This is a genomic window from Streptomyces sp. NPDC058000 (assembly GCF_042886435.1).
Classification (GTDB): domain Bacteria; phylum Actinomycetota; class Actinomycetes; order Streptomycetales; family Streptomycetaceae; genus Streptomyces.
On the sequence record NZ_JBHVQS010000006.1, the window covers coordinates 172,527 to 188,764 of the forward strand.

Genomic DNA, 16,238 nt, shown 5'->3' on the forward strand with positions numbered 1-16,238 from the left:
CGGCCGGAACCGGGTTGTCCGGGGCACTCGGCACGGCAGATCGGCAGGGAGGGGGCGCCGATTGCCGTCACGACCGTTCGTCACCGACTGTGCCGCGCGGCGGCACAGGGTCGGCTCGGATCAGAGACCGGCGGTCAGGCCGCCCGCGACACCCTGAAGGTTGAGGCCGGTGGTCTGCTGGACCAGGCCGGTGGCGGTGCCGAGGACGCCGGAGACCGGGGCGACGGAGTCGGCGGTGGTGGTGACGGTGCTCAGGACGCCACCGACGAGGCCACCGGACACGTTGTCCAGGTCGGCGTCGGAGATTTCCTGGGTCTGCACCTGGGCGTTGTTCATGATGTTTCCCTTCGGGTCAATATCAAGAAAAAACTGCGTACGGGCCGTCCGGTGGGTGACCCGGCCGCGACCGCGATGGTCGGGCTCCCGATATCGGGAAACCCGGTGACTACCGCGGTGCGATGGATCAAAGCATGCAGGTGGGTTGCGCTGCTAATCGGATGAGTGACGATCCCGGCGCAACTGCTCCACGAAATTACCGGACGTGTACGCGCGTCCATGACATGGTCGAAGCATCTTCACAACTCCCCCGGTTTCTTCTCCGTCGAACCGTCGTTGCGGTTCCCGCGGAATGGGGCATTCCGGAACCAAGCCCCTGACCAGCGCGGTACCGCCGGTACGCGAAACCCCGGCCCGTGTGCCGGCTGCGCATTCGGTGTGCAGATTTCCTGAAGGCGATCGAACTTAACGTCCGGCCAGCGCGCCGCGAGGCCGAGAAGTCCGATTCGCGTTTCCGCAGTACAGCCGGGATGTTGCACAGGTTTTAACCGAACATGATTGCCCTCGACTTCCCGTGCACTAATGACCGGATTCATCACCGCTATCGCCCCGTCATTCCGAAGGAAAGGGATCGACCATCCAGAGAACGGACATATTCGCATAACTGCGGTAGGGGCCACTGGCGGGCCCGGTCGCGGTGGCAGCCGGCCCCCGCCCGGTGCACGGTGGGTAGGTGGATCCCGTAGCGGCGCTGGAGCGGATCGCGTTCCTGCTGGAGCGGCAGGGGGCGGTGACGTACCGGGTGCAGGCGTTCCGCACCGCGGCGTCGGTGATCGCCGGGCTGCCCGCGGACGCCCTGGGCGAGCGGGCCCGGAACGGAACGCTGGGGCGCCTGAAGGGGCTGGGCCCCAAGACGACCCGGGTCGTCGAGGAGGCGCTCGCCGGCCAACGGCCCGCCTATCTGGCGCGGCTGGAGGAGGAGGCCGGCGGCCCACTGGTCGAGGGGGAACAGGGGCGGGCCCTTCGCCGGGCGCTGCGCGGCGACTGCCATCTGCACTCGGACTGGTCGGACGGCGGCAGCCCCGTCGAGGAGATGGCCAGAACCGCCCGCGATCTCGGCCACGCCTGGTGCGCGCTGACCGACCACTCCCCCCGGCTCACCGTCGCCCGAGGGCTGACCGCCGAACGCCTGCGGAAGCAGCTGGACCTGGTCGCGGAGGTCGCCGAACGCCTGGCGCCGTTCCGGCTGCTGACCGGGATCGAATGCGACATCCTCGACGACGGCTCACTGGACCAGGAACCGGACCTGCTGGCCGAGCTCGATGTCGTGGTCGCCTCGGTCCACTCGAAACTGCGGATGGACAGGGGGCCGATGACCCGGCGGATGCTGGCCGCGGTCGGCAATCCGCTGGTGGACGTCCTCGGCCACTGCACCGGGCGGCAGCTCACCGGCACGCTCCGCCCGGAGTCGGAGTTCGACGCCGCGGAGGTCTTCGCGGCGTGCGCCGAGCACCGCACCGCGGTGGAGATCAACTGCCGCCCGGACCGCTTCGACCCGCCGCGCCGCCTGCTGCGACAGGCCCTGGACGCCGGCACCCTCTTCGCCGTCGACAGCGACGCGCACGCGCCCGGCCAGTTGGACTGGCAGATCTACGGCTGCGCCCGCGCCGAGGAGTGCGGCGTCCCGGCCGGCCGGGTCATCACCACCTGGACGGCCCGCCAGCTGGCGACCTGGAAGCGGACCGGTCGCCCTCCGCGCGGCACCACGGCCTGACGACCACCAGCCCGCTTCTGACGTACCGTCAGCCCGACGGGCGGTTCCGCCGGCTCACCCCTGCTCGGCCGCCGCCGTCCGCAGTGCCGCCAGCACCGGACGGAACAGCGGATGGTCCTCCGCGCCCCGCCGGACTGCGGCGAAGACCCGACGGGTCGGCGCCACCCCGTCGACCGGCCGCACCACCACACCCCCGAGGTCCATCCCGCTCAGCGCCGAGCGCGGCACCAGGGCCACCCCCACCCCCGCCGAGGCCAGCGCCACCACCGCCCGGAAGTCGTCCGAGGAGTGCTCCACCCGCGGCCGGAACCCGGCGTACTCACAGGCCAGCACGACCACGTCATGACACGGGTTGCCGGAATAGGGCCCGATCCAGGGGTCCTTGGCGAGCCCGGCCAGCGGCACCGCCGCCGCCCCGGCCAGCGGGTGCCCGGGCGGCAGCACCGCGTCGAACGGCTCGGCGTAGAGCGGGACGCGGGTCAGCCGGGGGTCGTCCGCGTCCGGTGCGCCCCGGTACTCGACGGCCACCGCCACGTCGACCTGCCGGTCCAGCACCATCAGCAGGCTGGCGTCGCCCTCCGCGTCCTGGACCCGGACCCGGATGCCGGGCGCGGAACCGGCCAGTTCGGCGAGGGCCGGGGCGAGCACCAGCCCGATACCGGTCGCGAACGCGGCCACCGTCACGGTGCCCGCCTCGCCCTGGTCGTACGCGGCCAGCTCCGCCTCGGCGCGCTCCAGCTGGGCCAGGACGGCGTTTGCGTGACCGAGCAGGATGTCGCCCGCGGCGGTCAGCCGGACGCCGCGGGCACCGCGCTCGACGAGGCGGTGGCCGGTCTCCTGCTCCAGCGCAGCCAACTGCTGGGAGACCGCCGAGGGCGTGAGGTAGAGCGCGGCGGCCGCGGCGGTCACCGTGCGGTGGTCGGCCAGCGCACGGAGGATGTGCAGCCGACGTGCTTCGATCATGGTGCCAGTTTCGCAGGGTTCGACCGGGTCGCGCCCCGCGGCCGTCCGGTCGGTCCGGTCAGCTCCCCAGCGCCGCGCGGGCGGCCACGAAGGCGTCCACCGCGCGGTGCACGTCCTCGGTGGAGTGGGCGGCGGACAGCTGGACGCGGATCCGGGCCGCGCCCTGGGGGACCACCGGGTACGAGAAGCCGATGACGTACACCCCGCGCTCCAGCAGCAGCTCGGCCATCCGGCCCGCCTCGGACGCGTCACCGATCATCACGGGCGCGATGGGGTGCTCGCCGGGCAGGATCGCGAAGCCCTCCTCGGTCATCCGCGAACGGAACAGCGCGGTGTTGGCGTGCAGGCGTTCCCGCAGTTCACCGGCGGACTCCAGGAGGTCGAGCACCTTCAGCGAGGCGGCCGCGATCACCGGCGCGAGCGAGTTGGAGAAGAGGTAGGGGCGGGAGCGCTGGCGGAGCAGCGCGACGATCTCGGCGCGCGCCGCGACATAGCCGCCGGAGGCACCGCCCAGCGCCTTGCCGAGGGTGCCGGTGAGGATGTCGACCCGGTCCATCACCCCGCACAGCTCGGGGGTGCCGCGGCCGCCGGCGCCGACGAAGCCGACCGCGTGCGAGTCGTCGACCATGACCATCGCGCCGTAGCGGTCGGCCAGGTCGCAGATCTCGCGCAGCGGCGCCAGGTAGCCGTCCATGGAGAACACGCCGTCGGTGACGACGAGGGTGCGCCGGGCGCCCTGGGCCTCCTTCAACTGCCGTTCCAGGTCGGCCAGGTCGCGGTTGGCGTAGCGGAAGCGGCGGGCCTTGGAGAGCCGGATGCCGTCGATGATGGAGGCGTGGTTGAGGGCGTCGGAGATGACCGCGTCCTCCGGGCCGAGCAGGGTCTCGAAGACGCCGCCGTTGGCGTCGAAGCAGGAGGAGTAGAGGATGGTGTCCTCCTGGCCGAGGAAGTGGGAGATCCGGCGCTCCAGTTCCTTGTGCACCTCCTGCGTGCCGCAGATGAAGCGGACCGACGCCAGTCCGTAGCCCCAGCGGTCCAGGGCCTCGTGGGCGGCGGCGATGACCTCGGGGTGGTCGGCCAGGCCCAGGTAGTTGTTGGCGCAGAAGTTGAGGACCTCGCCGGGGCGGCCTTCCCCAAGCTCTCGGCTTCGCTCGAGCAGGGGAGACCCCATTGCGGTGACCTTGACGGTGGCGGACTGCGGGGTGCCGATGACCCGCTCGGGCTTGTGCAGTCCGGCGGCGCGGATCTCGTCGAGGGCGGTGCGCAGGTCGTCGCGTACGGCGTCGAACATGAGGGAGGTCTCCTTAGGGGTGCGCGAGGCAGCCGGCGCGCAGCGCCGTCGTCTGGGGGCGGAGGTCGGGTGACGGGAGGGCAGTCCGGGCGGGGGTCAGGCGCTCCAGTCGAGGATGACCTTGCCGCCCTGGCCGCTCGCCGCGTCGGCGAAGGCGGCGTCGAACTCCTGGTACGGGTAGCGGCCGGTGATCACGGGCGAGAGGTCGAGGCCGCCTTCCAGCAGCACGGACATCGCGTACCAGGTCTCGAACATCTCCCGGCCGTAGATGCCCTTGATCGTGATCATGGAGGTGACGATCCGGGACCAGTCGACCGGGAACTCCTCGGAGGGCAGTCCCAGGACGGCGATCCGGCCGCCGTGCGTCATGTTGCCGATCATGCCGCGCAGTGCTTCCGGCCGGCCGGACATCTCCAGGCCGACGTCGAAGCCCTCGCGCAGGCCCAGTTCGCGCTGGCCGGCCTCGATCGAGGTGGCGGAGACGTTGAGGGCGAGGCTGACGCCGACCTTGCGGGCCAGGTCCAGGCGCTGCTCGCTGACGTCGGTGATCACCACGTTGCGGGCGCCGGCGTGCCGGGCGACCGCCGCCGCCATGATGCCGATCGGCCCGGCGCCGGTGATCAGGACGTCCTCGCCGACCAGGGGGAAGGAGAGCGCGGTGTGCACGGCGTTGCCGAACGGGTCGAAGACCGCGGCGATGTCGAGGTCGACCGGGACGCGGTGCACCCACACGTTGGCGGCGGGCAGCGCGACGTACTCGGCGAAGGCGCCGTCCCGGCCGACGCCCAGGCCGACCGTGGCGCGGCACAGATGGCGCCGGCCGGCCAGGCAGTTGCGGCAGCTGCCGCAGACCAGGTGGCCCTCGCCGCTGACCAGGTCGCCGGCCTTGATGTCGGGCACGTCCCGACCGGTCTCGACGACCTCCCCGACGAACTCGTGTCCCACGGTCAGCGGGGCGCTGACGGCCTGCTGCGCCCAGCCGTCCCAGGCGCGGATGTGCAGATCGGTGCCGCAGATGCCGGTGCGCAGCACCTTGATCAGCACCTCGCCCGGGCCGATCGACGGCTCCGGCACGTCCGTCAGCCAGAGTCCCGGCTCCGCCTTCTCCTTGATCAGTGCCTTCACCGCAACGGCTCCCGTACGTGAATGAGTGCTGTGACGTTCACGGGGCCCGGTGCGGGCCGCCGATCTCCGGCCAGAAATCTTCCGTACGGCGGCCGCCCGGTCCATCGAGGTTTTCTTAACCGCGCCCACAGCTCCCCTTTACGCCCCACCCGCACCGAGAGTGCACATCCACCACATCACGCCCGTCGGAGCACACCAGCACAGCCGCGCCACGGGCCTTTAGGGGAAGGTCCCGTCGGCCTCCAGGACCACCCGGGCTTCAGAGTCACCCGACCCCGGGCGTCCGGCCGGCGCCAGATGGGCCAGCGGCGCGGTGGCCGGAATCGACATGCGCCGCCGGCCGCCCGGGAGGCGCGGCGATCGGGTACGGGCCGTCCCGGGCACCGGGGCGGCAGCCGGTACGGGCGGTATCACGCCCCCGGGCCGTGGCCGCCACGCACCGCGGCGGCCTGCGGCAGGACCACTGCGCGCAAGGGGCGCCGGCCCGGCCGCCACCGGGATGTCGCGCCGACCCACCGCCGACGAGGCCGGTGTCGCAGTCCCTCAACAGCAGTCCCTCAACAGCGGGACACACACGACCGTGCAGGCCCGCCAAGAGCTTTGGGCACAGGGGTCCGAACCGTAGCTTCCGGCCGCCGGGCGGTGGCACAATGCCGGCCTTATTCGGAACCGGCCTCAGGGGCACCATGGCGCCGAACGAACTCGATTCCCAGATACCCGTCTTCCACGGGGCCGGACATCTGCTCCGGCTGATCGCCGATCTCGTCCGCCGGCCGCGCCGCAGGGAGTGTCCGGAACCCGTGCGGCACCGGGGCGTGGCGCAGGGCCGCGAGGGCCTCCCGGCCCTCTGCCTGGTCGCCGGCGACGACCACGCCCAACTCGCCCGCGGCATCAACTACTTCCTCACCCATGCCGACCCCCGGCGGGTCCCGCACTGCCTGCACGATCTGACGGCCGAGCCGTCGTCCACCGACCCCGGGTCGGTGGAGGCGGTCCGGCGGACGCTGGAGCGGCTGGCGCAGGGTTTCGCCCGCAGCGTCAACGGCGCCGACGGGCGGGTCCGGTTCCGCCGGTTCGGCCTGGTCAACTGGCTGGTGCAGACCGGTGCCGGCGGCTACCCGGACGGAGCCGGCGACGTCGAGGGCACCGACCACAGCCTCCTCCAGGGGCTGCGGGAACGGGAGTTCCGGCGCCGCCGACTGTTCGGCCTGCTGCGGGCGCCGGAGACCGAACTCGCGGTGGACGGTCATGTGCCCTGGTGGGTCTGGCTGTTCGCGGTGCACGTCTTCCCGCTGGCCTGGTTCCGGGTCCGCCGCGGACTGGGCCGGGAGTACCGCTGGCTGCTCAACCAGCCCTACCTCGCCCCGCGCGACCCGGGCACGTTCATCGGCTTCGCGGAGCGGCTGACCGTCCCGCACAACCAGGTCGAGGACCCGGAGCAGTTACGGAAGTTGATGGTCAACGCCTTCCTGGAGGACCTGCGGATCGCGTTCCGCCGCCGGCCGTGGCGTCCGCGCTCGGCCCGCCGGACCGCGTACTGCGTCGCCCTGCTGGCCGGCGCGGACGCCGACAACTGCGGCTATCCGCTGCTGCGCACCGTCATCGACGTGCGCAACGAGACCGGCGCCTTCGATCCGCTGCTGGTCATCAGCTGCGGCGCGCAGCCGCCCGCGGAGGGCACCGAGATCCGCACCGACTGGGGGCACAGCTCACTGTGGGAACTCTCCGACCGGCTCTACGGCGGCTGGCGGGACACCTTCCTGCACACCGGCCGGGCCCGCAACCGGGCCCCCTGGTACCTGCCGGTCACCGTACCCGCGCTGATGCCGCCCTCCGACGACCCGGCGGCCAAGGCCCAATACGAACTGACGAGACGTCAAGAAGTGGCACAGGACGCCAGGTTGCGCCTGCCCGAGCCGCCGCTGTGGGCGCGGCGCGCGGTCTCCGTCGCGGTCGCCTGCGCGGTGACCGCAACCCTGCTGGGGGCGGGCGGGCTGCTGTGGGGCCAGGAGAGCGCCTACCGCAAGGCGCACTGCGGACTCGGCCGCTACGAGGACGACGCCGACACCCTGCGCACCGTGGAGACCGGCGAGTGCATCGGCGTCTCCCGACACGGCTTCACCTTCCACTCCCCCGACGACGAGCTCAACAAGACCCTGCGCACCATCGCCGACCAGAACGCCCGCGCCGACCAGATCCACCAGGCGTCCCCGGAACGCCCGCTGGTCACCCTCGTCCACCTCTCCGCGCTGCTCAGCAGCACCGGCAAGTCCACCGCCCAGCTCGCCTACGGGCGGGAGGCGCTACAGGGCGCGGCCAGCGCCCAGTCCCGACAGCTGCGCACCACCGGCAGCACCGAACCGATCCTGCGGATCTTCCCCGCCAACGCCGGGTCCGGTATGCGCTACGGCACCGAAGTCGTCGCAATATTCCAGGAGTTGAAGGTCCAGGACCCGTCCATCGTCGGCGTCACCGGCCTCGACCAGAGCCGCGAGGCCACCAACCGGACGATCCGCAAGCTGACCGAGGCGGGGCTGCCCATGGTCGCCACCACCCTCTCCGCGGACTCCCTGGTACGACAGTCACCGATGTACTTCCAGGTGTCGCCGCAGAACAGCCGGGAGGCCGAGGTCGCCGCCGCCTACGCCGACCACCTCGTCAGCGGCCGGACCAAGCCCACCCGGCGGGTCCGGGTGATCAGCTCCGCCGACCCCACCGACACCTACAGCAGGACGCTCAGCGACGACGTCGCCAAGCAGTTCCGGGCCCGCGGCTTCGCGGTCGAGCGGACCGCCTTCAGCCCGCCGCCGCCCCCGGGCGACGAGCCGTCCTCGGACGCACCGGGCGCCGGTTCGGTCGGCCAGCGCAGCTGCTCCTACCCGGGGCTGGTGTTCTACGCCGGCCGCGCGGAGGACTTCGAGACCTTCCTCGGCGGGATCAACGAGTCCTGCAACTCGGCCCCGCCGACCGTCATCGGCGGCGACGACGTGGCCCGCCTGGCCGCCGACCCGGTCCGCCGCGCGCAGTACCCCGGAATCCCCTACGACTTCCTGGACTTCACCCTCGGTTCGGCGCACTGCGAAGACTCCAGCGAGCTGTACTCGGAGATGTCCCGGCTCTTCCCCGAGGAGTGCGTCAAGGTCCCCAACTCGTCCCTCGACGGCCACGCCGCACTCGGCTTCGACGCGGTGAAGCTGTACGTCAACGCGGTCAAGCAGTTGCGCGAGGACGCCGCGGGGATGCCGCTGAGCCCGCCCGCCGTCTGGCACGCGATCAGCGGGGTGCACGGGGACGGGGCGCTCGACGGGGAGAGCGGGATCATCAGCTTCGGCGGTTCGGTGGACCGTCAGGTCCCGCTGGACAAGCTGCTGTCTGTGCAGCACATCGACGGCGTCGGCAAGCCCACCCAGGCCGGCTACTGCGGCCGGATCGGCGGCCGCACCCAGTCCACGTGGTGCCCGCCCCTGCAACCGGAGCAGGGCGGGTGACTGGCGAACGACGGATGCCTGGAAAGGCACGGCTGACTGGAGAAGGCCGGACGCCTGGAGAGGTGCGGATGGCCGATGGCCGGAGAGGGGCGGATGACTGGTGGCTGGGGAAGGGCTGGTGGCTGGGGAAGGGCGGGCAACCGGCGCCGGACGGGTGTCAGGACGGCGTTCCGGGCCCCGTCACGGTGAACAACCCGCCGTCCGGGTCGCGCACCATCGCCCGGCTCCCGTTCCCGTCCCGGGTCGACGTCACGGGGGTCGCGGTCCCGCCGGCGGCCACCGCGGCCGCGATGGCCGCGGCAACGTCCGGCACCCGGAAGTGCACGTGCCACTGCGGCCGCACCCGCGGGTCCGGGGCGGCCTCCACCCCGCCGCCGCGCAGCGCCGCCACCACGTGCGTGCCGTCGCGCACGATCACCTGGTCGTGCTCGTACGTCACCTGGCAGCCGCCCGGTTTCTCCGACGCCCAGTCGAAGACCTCGGCGTAGAAGATGGCCGCGGCGAACGCATCCCTGGTCCGCAGTTCCAGGATCGCCGGGGCATGGCCGGTCCCCACCGACCAGGCCAGCGTCTGCCCCTCCCAGAAGCCGAAGGTCGCGCCGTCGCGGTCCGCGGCGAGGGCGGCCCGCCCGGGACCGAGCTTGAGCGGTCCGACGGCCACCGTGGCGCCCCGCTCGCGGATCCGGGCGGCGATGTCATCGGCGTCCGCCACCGCGAAGTACGCGGTCCAGGCCACCGGCACCCGGAAACTCGGCACCAGCGCCCCGACCCCGGCGACCGGCTCCCCGTCGTGCAGGGCCACCGAGAACTCCTCGCCCAAAGTGGCCGGCCGGAAGTGCCAGCCCAGCACGGCCCCGTAGAAGCGCTGCGCGGACCGCAGGTCGCTGGTCAGCAGGCTCACCCAGCAGGGCGCACCGCGGACCGGCGTGGTCGGGCGGGGGGACGGCATGGGCATCGGCCTCCTGTTGCGACAGGGCCTGGGGCCGGTCCGACGGGTGAGCGTGGGGCAGCCCGCGCGGGTCGGCGCGGAGCGCGGCCGGGCCCCCGGCGCCCCTCCCACTGTGCCAGCGACCGCCCGGCCCCGCACCAAGGGAGGCCCGCCGCCCCGGTCGCCCGCTCGGGGCGGGGCCGGTTGTGCGGGTGGGGACCGGGCTCGATGCTGGAGGTACTGAACCGGGCTGGATTGATGCCATGAACGCATGGAGCGCGGCGACGAGCGCCGACTTCCGTGGTCCCCTCGACGTCACCAGGGCGGCCACAGCGGTTCTGGACGCCCGGGGACGGGTCATCGGCTGGAGCGCGGCGGCCCGGAAGCTGCTGGGGTACGCACCGGAGGAGATCATCGGCCGGCCGGCCGGCACGTTCCTGCTGGAGCGGGCTCCGGACGGCGCGGCACCGCCGGCCGTGGAACCGACCCACATCGAGACCCGCACCGCCCGGCACGCCGACGGCCACCAGCTCTCGGTGGCGGTCACGATGTGCCCACTGGCCGACGCGCTCCCCGACGCCGGGCCGGGACCGGCCCGGGTGCTGGTGGCGACGTCACTCGGCGACCTGCGCCGCTGGGAGGCCCGGCAGGCGATGCTGCACGGCCTGGCGACCCAGTCGCCGGTGGGCCTGGCCATCTACGACAACGATCTGCGGCTGACGTGGTTCAACACCTCGTACGGGCGGGAGGTCGGGCTGCCGCTGCGGGAGTTGAGCGGCAAGCTGGCGGACGAGCTGTATCCGGGCGAGTTCGTGACGGAGGGGTACCCGCACAGCCTGGACACGGTGATGCACCACGTGCTGGCGACCGGTGAGCCGTTCCTCGACCTGCACTTCGTCGGCGAACAGCCCACCGACCCGGGGACCGAGCACGTCTGGTCCTGCTCGTACTACCGGTTGCAGGACCCGGACGGGCGGGTGCTGGGGGTGTGCGAGGACTCCTTCGACATCACCGACCGCTACCAGGCGCAGCGCCGGCTGAACCTCCTGGTGGAGGCCGGCCGCCGGATCGGCACCACGCTGGACATGGTCGGCACCGCACGGGAGGTGACCGAGGTCGCGGTACCGGACTTCGCGGCCACGGTCACCGTCGATCTGCTGCGGTCGGTGCTGGAGGGCGAGGATCCGGATCCCGGCGAGGGCCGCGTGCCGGACTTGATCCGGGTGGCCTCGCGCTCCTGGGACGACCCGCCGGACCGGCCGCCGGAGCCGCCGTATCCGGTCGCGTACCAGCGGGGCACGCTCCCGTACCGGAGTCTGTCGTCGGGCGGGATGATCCGCACGGAGCGGACGATCGTGGTGCCGCTGCGGGCCGGCGGCACCCCGATGGGGCTGGTGACGTTCGACCGCGGGGACACCCCGGCGGTCTTCGACAGCGGCGAGATCGAGCTGGCCGACGAGCTGGTCATCCGGGCCGCGGTCTCGATGGACAACGCCCGCCGCTTCACCCGGGAGCACGCCGCGGCCCTCACCCTCCAACGCAACCTGCTGCCCCAGCGCCTGCCGCCGCAGTCCGCGGTGGAGATGGCCTACCGGTACCTGCCCAGCGACGACCGGGCCGGGGTGGGCGGCGACTGGTTCGATGTCTTCGGGCTGTCCAGCACCCGGGTCGGACTGGTGGTGGGCGACGTCGTCGGACACGGTCTCCAGGCCGCGGCCACCATGGGCCGACTGCGGACGACCGTACGGGCGCTGGCCCGCATGGACCTGGCGCCCGACGAGCTGCTGAGCCGGCTCGACGACCAGGTGGGGCAGACCCCGGAGGAGCGCGCGGCGGGCGCCGTCGCGGAACCCGCCCCGGACGACGTGGCCACCGGGGTGACCTGTCTGTACGCGGTCTACGACCCGGTGTCGCGGCACTGCACGATGGCCCGGGCCGGGCACCCGCCGCCGGCGATCGTGGACCCCGGGGGCGAGGTGTCGTTCCCGGACCTGCCGGCCGGTCCGCCGCTGGGGCTGGGCGGCCTGCCGTTCGAGTCGTGGGAGACCGAGCTGCCGGCGGGCAGCCTGCTGGCCCTGTTCACCGACGGACTGCTCCGGGGCGGGAACCGCGACGTCGACGCCGGACTGGCGATCCTGGGCGACGTCCTGCGCGAGAACCAGCGCCCACTGGAGGAGCTGTGCGACCGGGCGCTGGCGGCGCTGTTGCCGGGCGGGGCGGCGCCGGACGACGCGGCGCTGCTGCTGGTGCGGACCCGGGAGCTGGACGCCCGGCAGGTCGCCGCCTGGGAGCTGCCCGCCGAGCCGGCCGCGGTGGCCGCCGCCCGTGCGCTGGCCACCCGGCAGCTGGCGGAGTGGGGCCTCGCGGAGCTGTCGTACGCGACCGAGCTGGCGGTGAGCGAGCTGGTCACCAACGCGGTGCGGCACGCCTCGGGGCCGGTGCACCTGCGGCTGCTGCGGGATCTGGCCCTGGTCACGGAGGTTTCCGACACCGGCCACACCTCGCCGCACCTGCGGTACAGCGCGAGCGACGACGAGGGCGGCCGGGGGCTGTTCATCGTCGCGCAACTGGTGCAGCGCTGGGGGACGCGGTACATGCCGTTCGGCAAGACGATCTGGACGGAACAGGCATTCCCGCCGCACTATCCGGGGGCTCCGCGGCCGGTGGGCTGAGCAGGTGGGCCGGGGTACGCCGTGCGGGTCGCTGGCGCCGGTCCCATGATGGAACCAGCGAGGTCCCGGCACTCGGCGGGCGCGGACAGAGGAGGACCTGTGACGACCAATGGCAGTAAGACCCCGTCCGAGCGGCGGCCGGCGGAGCTGTACACGGGTAGCGAGCGACCCTTCGACGCGGAGGACCTGGTCAGGGCGTCCGGACGGGAACCCACTCCGCAGAGCTTGGCCTGGGCCCAGCGCCTGATCGACGAGAAGGGGCGGGCCGCCATCGAGCGGTATCTGCCGTAGCGACGGTGCTCCGCCGTCACACGCCTGTAAGGCCCGGGTGCAACGGCCCCCGGGCCGCGACGTACCGCGCGGGCGTCGACCGCTCCCCGCTCCGTTCCCCCACTATCCTCTCCGTACATGACAATCGAACGCATCGACCCGCCCCGACGTGCCGGTGAGCGGGAGACGCTGCGCGCCTACCTCGACTTCCACCGCGCCACGCTCGCCATGAAGACCGAGGGGCTGACCGACGAGCAACTGCGGCAGCGCTCCATGCCGCCGTCCACGCTCTCCCTGCTCGGCCTGGTCCGGCACATGGCCGAGGTGGAACGCACCTGGTTCCGCCGGGTGATCAACGGTGAGGACATCCCCCTGGTCTGGTCGGACGAGTTCGACTTCCAGGCCGCGTTCGACGACGCCGACACCACCGGCGCCTCGGCCTTCGCCACCTGGCAGGCGGAGGTGGCCCACTCCCGGCGCATCGAGCGGGCGGCCGATTCCCTCGACCTCACCGCCTACCAACCCCGGTGGGGCGAGGACGTCTCACTCCGCCTGATCATGCTGCACATGATCCACGAGTACGCCCGTCACAACGGCCACGCCGACTTCCTCCGCGAAGGCGTCGACGGAACCGTCGGCCCCTGACCCACTACGGAACGAGGTCCCCTTTCCACCACAGGAAAGGGACCTCAACCGGAGCGCCCGGCTTGCCTTGCACCTGCGTCTCCCACCGGTTGATGGACGTCTCGCCTTGGACCACGGACGCGCGAACTCCCGCCCGCAGGACCGGAGTTCGTTCATGGTCACTCAGGCACCGCGGCACGCCTCCCCGCGATGAACTCCGGCCGATCCCGACAGAGCATCACGACGGCGGATCACGCAGAACATGACGGAAAAGTCCCGGTCCGCGGCAGCCCGTGCGCAGTTGGCCGCGGCGGGGTGCGAAGGTGTCTGTCGAGCCACGACGGGCCGCGGGGGTCCGTCCTGACGAGGAGGAACAGGCATGGCCGCGCCGCACGAAGAGTCCAACGGACGAGGAGGACTCCCCAGTCATCCGCCGGACGACACCCTGCCGCTCCGCACGCCCGTCCAACACGCCCCCGCGTCTCCCCGCACGGCTCCCACCACCTCCGATCCCGATCCCGAGCCAGAACCCGAGCCAGAACCGAAGGGCGGCACCGCCCGCCTGGCCAAGTCCAGCGCCCTGATGGCGGCGGGCACCGTCGTGTCCCGGATCACCGGGTTCCTGCGCACGCTCGTCATGGCGGCCGCGATCGGCGTCGGCACCCTCAACGACTCCTACCAAGTCGCCAACACCCTGCCCACGATGATCTACACGTTGGTCGGCGGCGGGGCACTGAACGCGGTGTTCGTGCCCCAGCTGGTCCGCGCCGTGAAGAACGACAAGGACGGCGGCGAAGCGTACGCCAACCGGCTGCTCACCCTCGTCGTCGTGATCCTCGCCGGCGCCACCACGCTCTGCGTGCTGGCCGCGCCGCTGCTGGTGCGCATGATGTCGCCGGACATCGCCGCCGACCCCCAACGGATGGCGCTCACCGTGGCGTTCGCCCGCTACTGTCTGCCCACCATGTTCTTCATGGGGATCCACGTCGTGCTCGGGCAGATCCTCAACGCCCGTGACCGCTTCGGCGCGATGATGTGGACCCCGGTCCTCAACAACGTCGTCACCATCGCCGGCTTCGGCGCGTTCATCTGGGCGTTCGGCGGGTTCACCGCCTCCGGCGTCAGCCCGGCGACCATCACCCCCGAAGGGGTCCGGCTCATCGGCCTGGGCACCCTGCTCGGACTGGCCGTCCAGGCACTGGCCATGCTGCCGTACCTGCGGGACGCCGGCGTCCGACTCCGCCCCCGCTTCGACTTCCGCGGACACGGCCTGGGCAAGGCCGTCGGCCTGGCCAAGTGGACGCTGCTGTTCGTGCTCGCGAACCAGATCGGCTTGACCGTCGTCACCCAACTCGCCACCAAGGCCGGCGCCGCCGCCGAACGCGCCGGCCACACCGGCGCCGGCATCACCGCGTACAACTTCGCTTACCAGATATGGCAGATGCCCCAGGCGATCATCACCGTGTCGGTCATGACCGCCGTCCTGCCCCGCATCTCCCGCGCGGCCCACTCCGGCGACGCCACCGCCGTCCGCGACGACATCTCCTACGGTCTGCGCACCTCCGCCGTCGCCGTCGTGCCCTGCGCCTTCGCCTTCCTCGCCCTGGGCACGCCGATGGCCACACTGCTCTACGCCAGCTCCGGCGCCGAGGGCGCCCAGGGCATCGGCCACGTCCTGATGGCCTTCGGTCTGGGCCTCATCCCCTACTCCGCCCAGTACGTCGTCCTGCGCGGCTTCTACGCCTACGAGGACACCCGCACGCCCTTCTACAACACCCTGGTCGTCGCCCTCGTCAACGCCGCCGCCTCCGGACTGTGCTTCGCCCTGCTCCCCGCGCGCTGGGCCGTCACCGGCATGGCCGCCTCCTACGGCCTGGCCTTCGCCGTCGGCATCGCCGTCGCCTGGCGCCGCCTGCGCACACGACTCGGCGGCGACCTGGACGGCGCCCGCATCCTGCGCACCTACACCCGTCTGTGCGCCGCCGCCGCACCGGCCGCACTCGCCGCCGGAGCCGCCTCCACCGCCCTGCTCCACGCCCTGGGCACCACCGCCCTGAGCTCCCTGACCGCCCTCGTCGCCGGCACGGTCGTCCTCCTCGGTCTCTTCCTGACCCTCGCCCGCCTCCTCAAAATCCCTGAACTCGACGCCATGTTCACCCTGATCCGCAGCCGACTGGGACGCTGAACCGCAGCGACGCAGCGCACCCGCACAGGCACGGGCGTGGGCACAGACACCGCGATGTTCGTACCCACGCCCGTGCCTGTTCCCGTACTCGTGCCCGTGCCTGCACCTGTTCCCGTACCCGTGCCGGTACGCGTGCCCGGTCCTCGGAACGGTCCGTCAGCAGGGGCCGCATGCGACGTCATCAGTGCGCCAACGGGCCTTCGGATACGGCTCCCGGCACGGGCAGCTATCGATCCGGGTCCGCGTCGTAGTCCTGCCGGGCCCGTTCGACCTTGTCCAGGTTGGCGGCGGCCCATTCGGTGAGGTGGGCGAAGAGCGGGGCGAGGCTGCGGCCGAGTTCGCTGATCTCGTACTCGACGCGCGGGGGCACCTCCGGGTGGTAGGTGCGCACGATCAGACCGTCGCGTTCCAACTGCCGTAGCCGCTGGGTCAGCACCTTCGGGGTGATCTTGGCGATCCGCCGTTGCACCTCGACGAAACGCTGGCGGCCGTACGTATGAAGGGTCCACAGGATCGGCGTGGTCCACCGGCTGAACACGATGTCCACCACCGGACCGATCGGGCAGGCAAGTGCCGGATCGGTGGCCGTGGATACCTGCTGCTTCATGACGCCCCCCATGAACTCCCCTTCGGGATAGTCAC

12 protein-coding genes are annotated in these 16,238 nt (G+C 72.2%); 6 read left to right on the top strand and 6 right to left on the bottom strand.

The window, feature by feature from the left end:
- Positions 1-120: 120 nt before the first annotated feature.
- The gene (locus tag ACFVT2_RS09395; protein ID WP_390014223.1) at positions 121-336 is read right to left on the bottom strand and encodes a type A2 lanthipeptide; all 216 of its coding nucleotides are present in this window, start codon (positions 334-336) and stop codon (positions 121-123) included.
- A gap of 673 nt (positions 337-1,009) precedes the next feature.
- On the opposite strand from ACFVT2_RS09395, the gene ACFVT2_RS09400 reads away from it, so the two are divergent.
- On the top strand, positions 1,010-2,050 hold the full coding sequence (locus tag ACFVT2_RS09400; RefSeq protein WP_390014226.1) for a PHP domain-containing protein: 1,041 nt from the start codon (positions 1,010-1,012) through the stop codon (positions 2,048-2,050).
- A 54-nt stretch (positions 2,051-2,104) separates the two neighbouring features.
- On the opposite strand, the gene ACFVT2_RS09405 is transcribed toward ACFVT2_RS09400, so the two are convergent.
- From ACFVT2_RS09405 to tdh, 3 genes are all read right to left on the bottom strand, one after another.
- The gene (locus ACFVT2_RS09405) at positions 2,105-3,013 is read right to left on the bottom strand and encodes a LysR family transcriptional regulator (RefSeq protein WP_390014229.1); all 909 of its coding nucleotides are present in this window, start codon (positions 3,011-3,013) and stop codon (positions 2,105-2,107) included.
- A gap of 58 nt (positions 3,014-3,071) precedes the next feature.
- Positions 3,072-4,304 (bottom strand): glycine C-acetyltransferase, encoded by a 1,233-nt coding sequence (locus tag ACFVT2_RS09410; protein ID WP_390014231.1) that lies wholly within the window; start codon positions 4,302-4,304, stop codon positions 3,072-3,074.
- A gap of 96 nt (positions 4,305-4,400) precedes the next feature.
- Positions 4,401-5,429, bottom strand: coding sequence for an L-threonine 3-dehydrogenase (gene tdh / locus ACFVT2_RS09415; protein ID WP_390014234.1), 1,029 nt, complete (start codon positions 5,427-5,429; stop codon positions 4,401-4,403).
- A gap of 686 nt (positions 5,430-6,115) precedes the next feature.
- Here tdh and ACFVT2_RS09420 point away from each other — a divergent pair.
- Positions 6,116-8,917, top strand: coding sequence for an ABC transporter substrate-binding protein (locus ACFVT2_RS09420; RefSeq protein ID WP_390014237.1), 2,802 nt, complete (start codon positions 6,116-6,118; stop codon positions 8,915-8,917).
- 157 nt (positions 8,918-9,074) lie between these two features.
- Here ACFVT2_RS09420 and ACFVT2_RS09425 read toward each other — a convergent pair whose 3' ends face one another.
- Complete coding sequence (locus ACFVT2_RS09425) at positions 9,075-9,866, bottom strand: VOC family protein (protein WP_390014239.1); 792 nt, start codon at positions 9,864-9,866, stop codon at positions 9,075-9,077.
- Positions 9,867-10,108: 242 nt separating this feature from the next.
- On the opposite strand from ACFVT2_RS09425, the gene ACFVT2_RS09430 reads away from it, so the two are divergent.
- The 4 genes from ACFVT2_RS09430 (at position 10,109) to murJ (ending at position 15,596) form a co-directional block, all read left to right on the top strand.
- On the top strand, positions 10,109-12,517 hold the full coding sequence (locus ACFVT2_RS09430; RefSeq protein WP_390014242.1) for a SpoIIE family protein phosphatase: 2,409 nt from the start codon (positions 10,109-10,111) through the stop codon (positions 12,515-12,517).
- 99 nt (positions 12,518-12,616) lie between these two features.
- Complete coding sequence (locus tag ACFVT2_RS09435; protein ID WP_390014245.1) at positions 12,617-12,808, top strand: hypothetical protein; 192 nt, start codon at positions 12,617-12,619, stop codon at positions 12,806-12,808.
- A 117-nt stretch (positions 12,809-12,925) separates the two neighbouring features.
- Complete coding sequence (locus ACFVT2_RS09440) at positions 12,926-13,432, top strand: DinB family protein (RefSeq protein WP_390014247.1); 507 nt, start codon at positions 12,926-12,928, stop codon at positions 13,430-13,432.
- A 358-nt stretch (positions 13,433-13,790) separates the two neighbouring features.
- A complete protein-coding gene (gene murJ, locus ACFVT2_RS09445) occupies positions 13,791-15,596 on the top strand; it encodes a murein biosynthesis integral membrane protein MurJ (RefSeq protein ID WP_390014250.1) in 1,806 nt (601 codons plus the stop codon).
- A gap of 226 nt (positions 15,597-15,822) precedes the next feature.
- On the opposite strand, the gene ACFVT2_RS09450 is transcribed toward murJ, so the two are convergent.
- On the bottom strand, positions 15,823-16,203 hold the full coding sequence (locus ACFVT2_RS09450; protein WP_390014253.1) for a winged helix-turn-helix transcriptional regulator: 381 nt from the start codon (positions 16,201-16,203) through the stop codon (positions 15,823-15,825).
- Positions 16,204-16,238 lie beyond the last annotated feature (35 nt).

Bases quoted from the DNA above. Each gene is read 5' to 3' on its own strand.
- ACFVT2_RS09395 (WP_390014223.1), bottom strand. From the start codon at position 336: ATGAACAACGCCCAGGTGCAGACCCAGGAAATCTCCGACGCCGACCTG.
- ACFVT2_RS09405 (WP_390014229.1), bottom strand. From the start codon at position 3,013: ATGATCGAAGCACGTCGGCTGCACATCCTCCGTGCGCTGGCCGACCAC.
- ACFVT2_RS09410 (WP_390014231.1), bottom strand. From the start codon at position 4,304: ATGTTCGACGCCGTACGCGACGACCTGCGCACCGCCCTCGACGAGATC.
- ACFVT2_RS09420 (WP_390014237.1), top strand. From the start codon at position 6,116: ATGGCGCCGAACGAACTCGATTCCCAGATACCCGTCTTCCACGGGGCC.
- ACFVT2_RS09425 (WP_390014239.1), bottom strand. From the start codon at position 9,866: ATGCCGTCCCCCCGCCCGACCACGCCGGTCCGCGGTGCGCCCTGCTGG.
- ACFVT2_RS09430 (WP_390014242.1), top strand. From the start codon at position 10,109: ATGAACGCATGGAGCGCGGCGACGAGCGCCGACTTCCGTGGTCCCCTC.
- ACFVT2_RS09440 (WP_390014247.1), top strand. From the start codon at position 12,926: ATGACAATCGAACGCATCGACCCGCCCCGACGTGCCGGTGAGCGGGAG.
- murJ (WP_390014250.1), top strand. From the start codon at position 13,791: ATGGCCGCGCCGCACGAAGAGTCCAACGGACGAGGAGGACTCCCCAGT.
- ACFVT2_RS09450 (WP_390014253.1), bottom strand. From the start codon at position 16,203: ATGAAGCAGCAGGTATCCACGGCCACCGATCCGGCACTTGCCTGCCCG.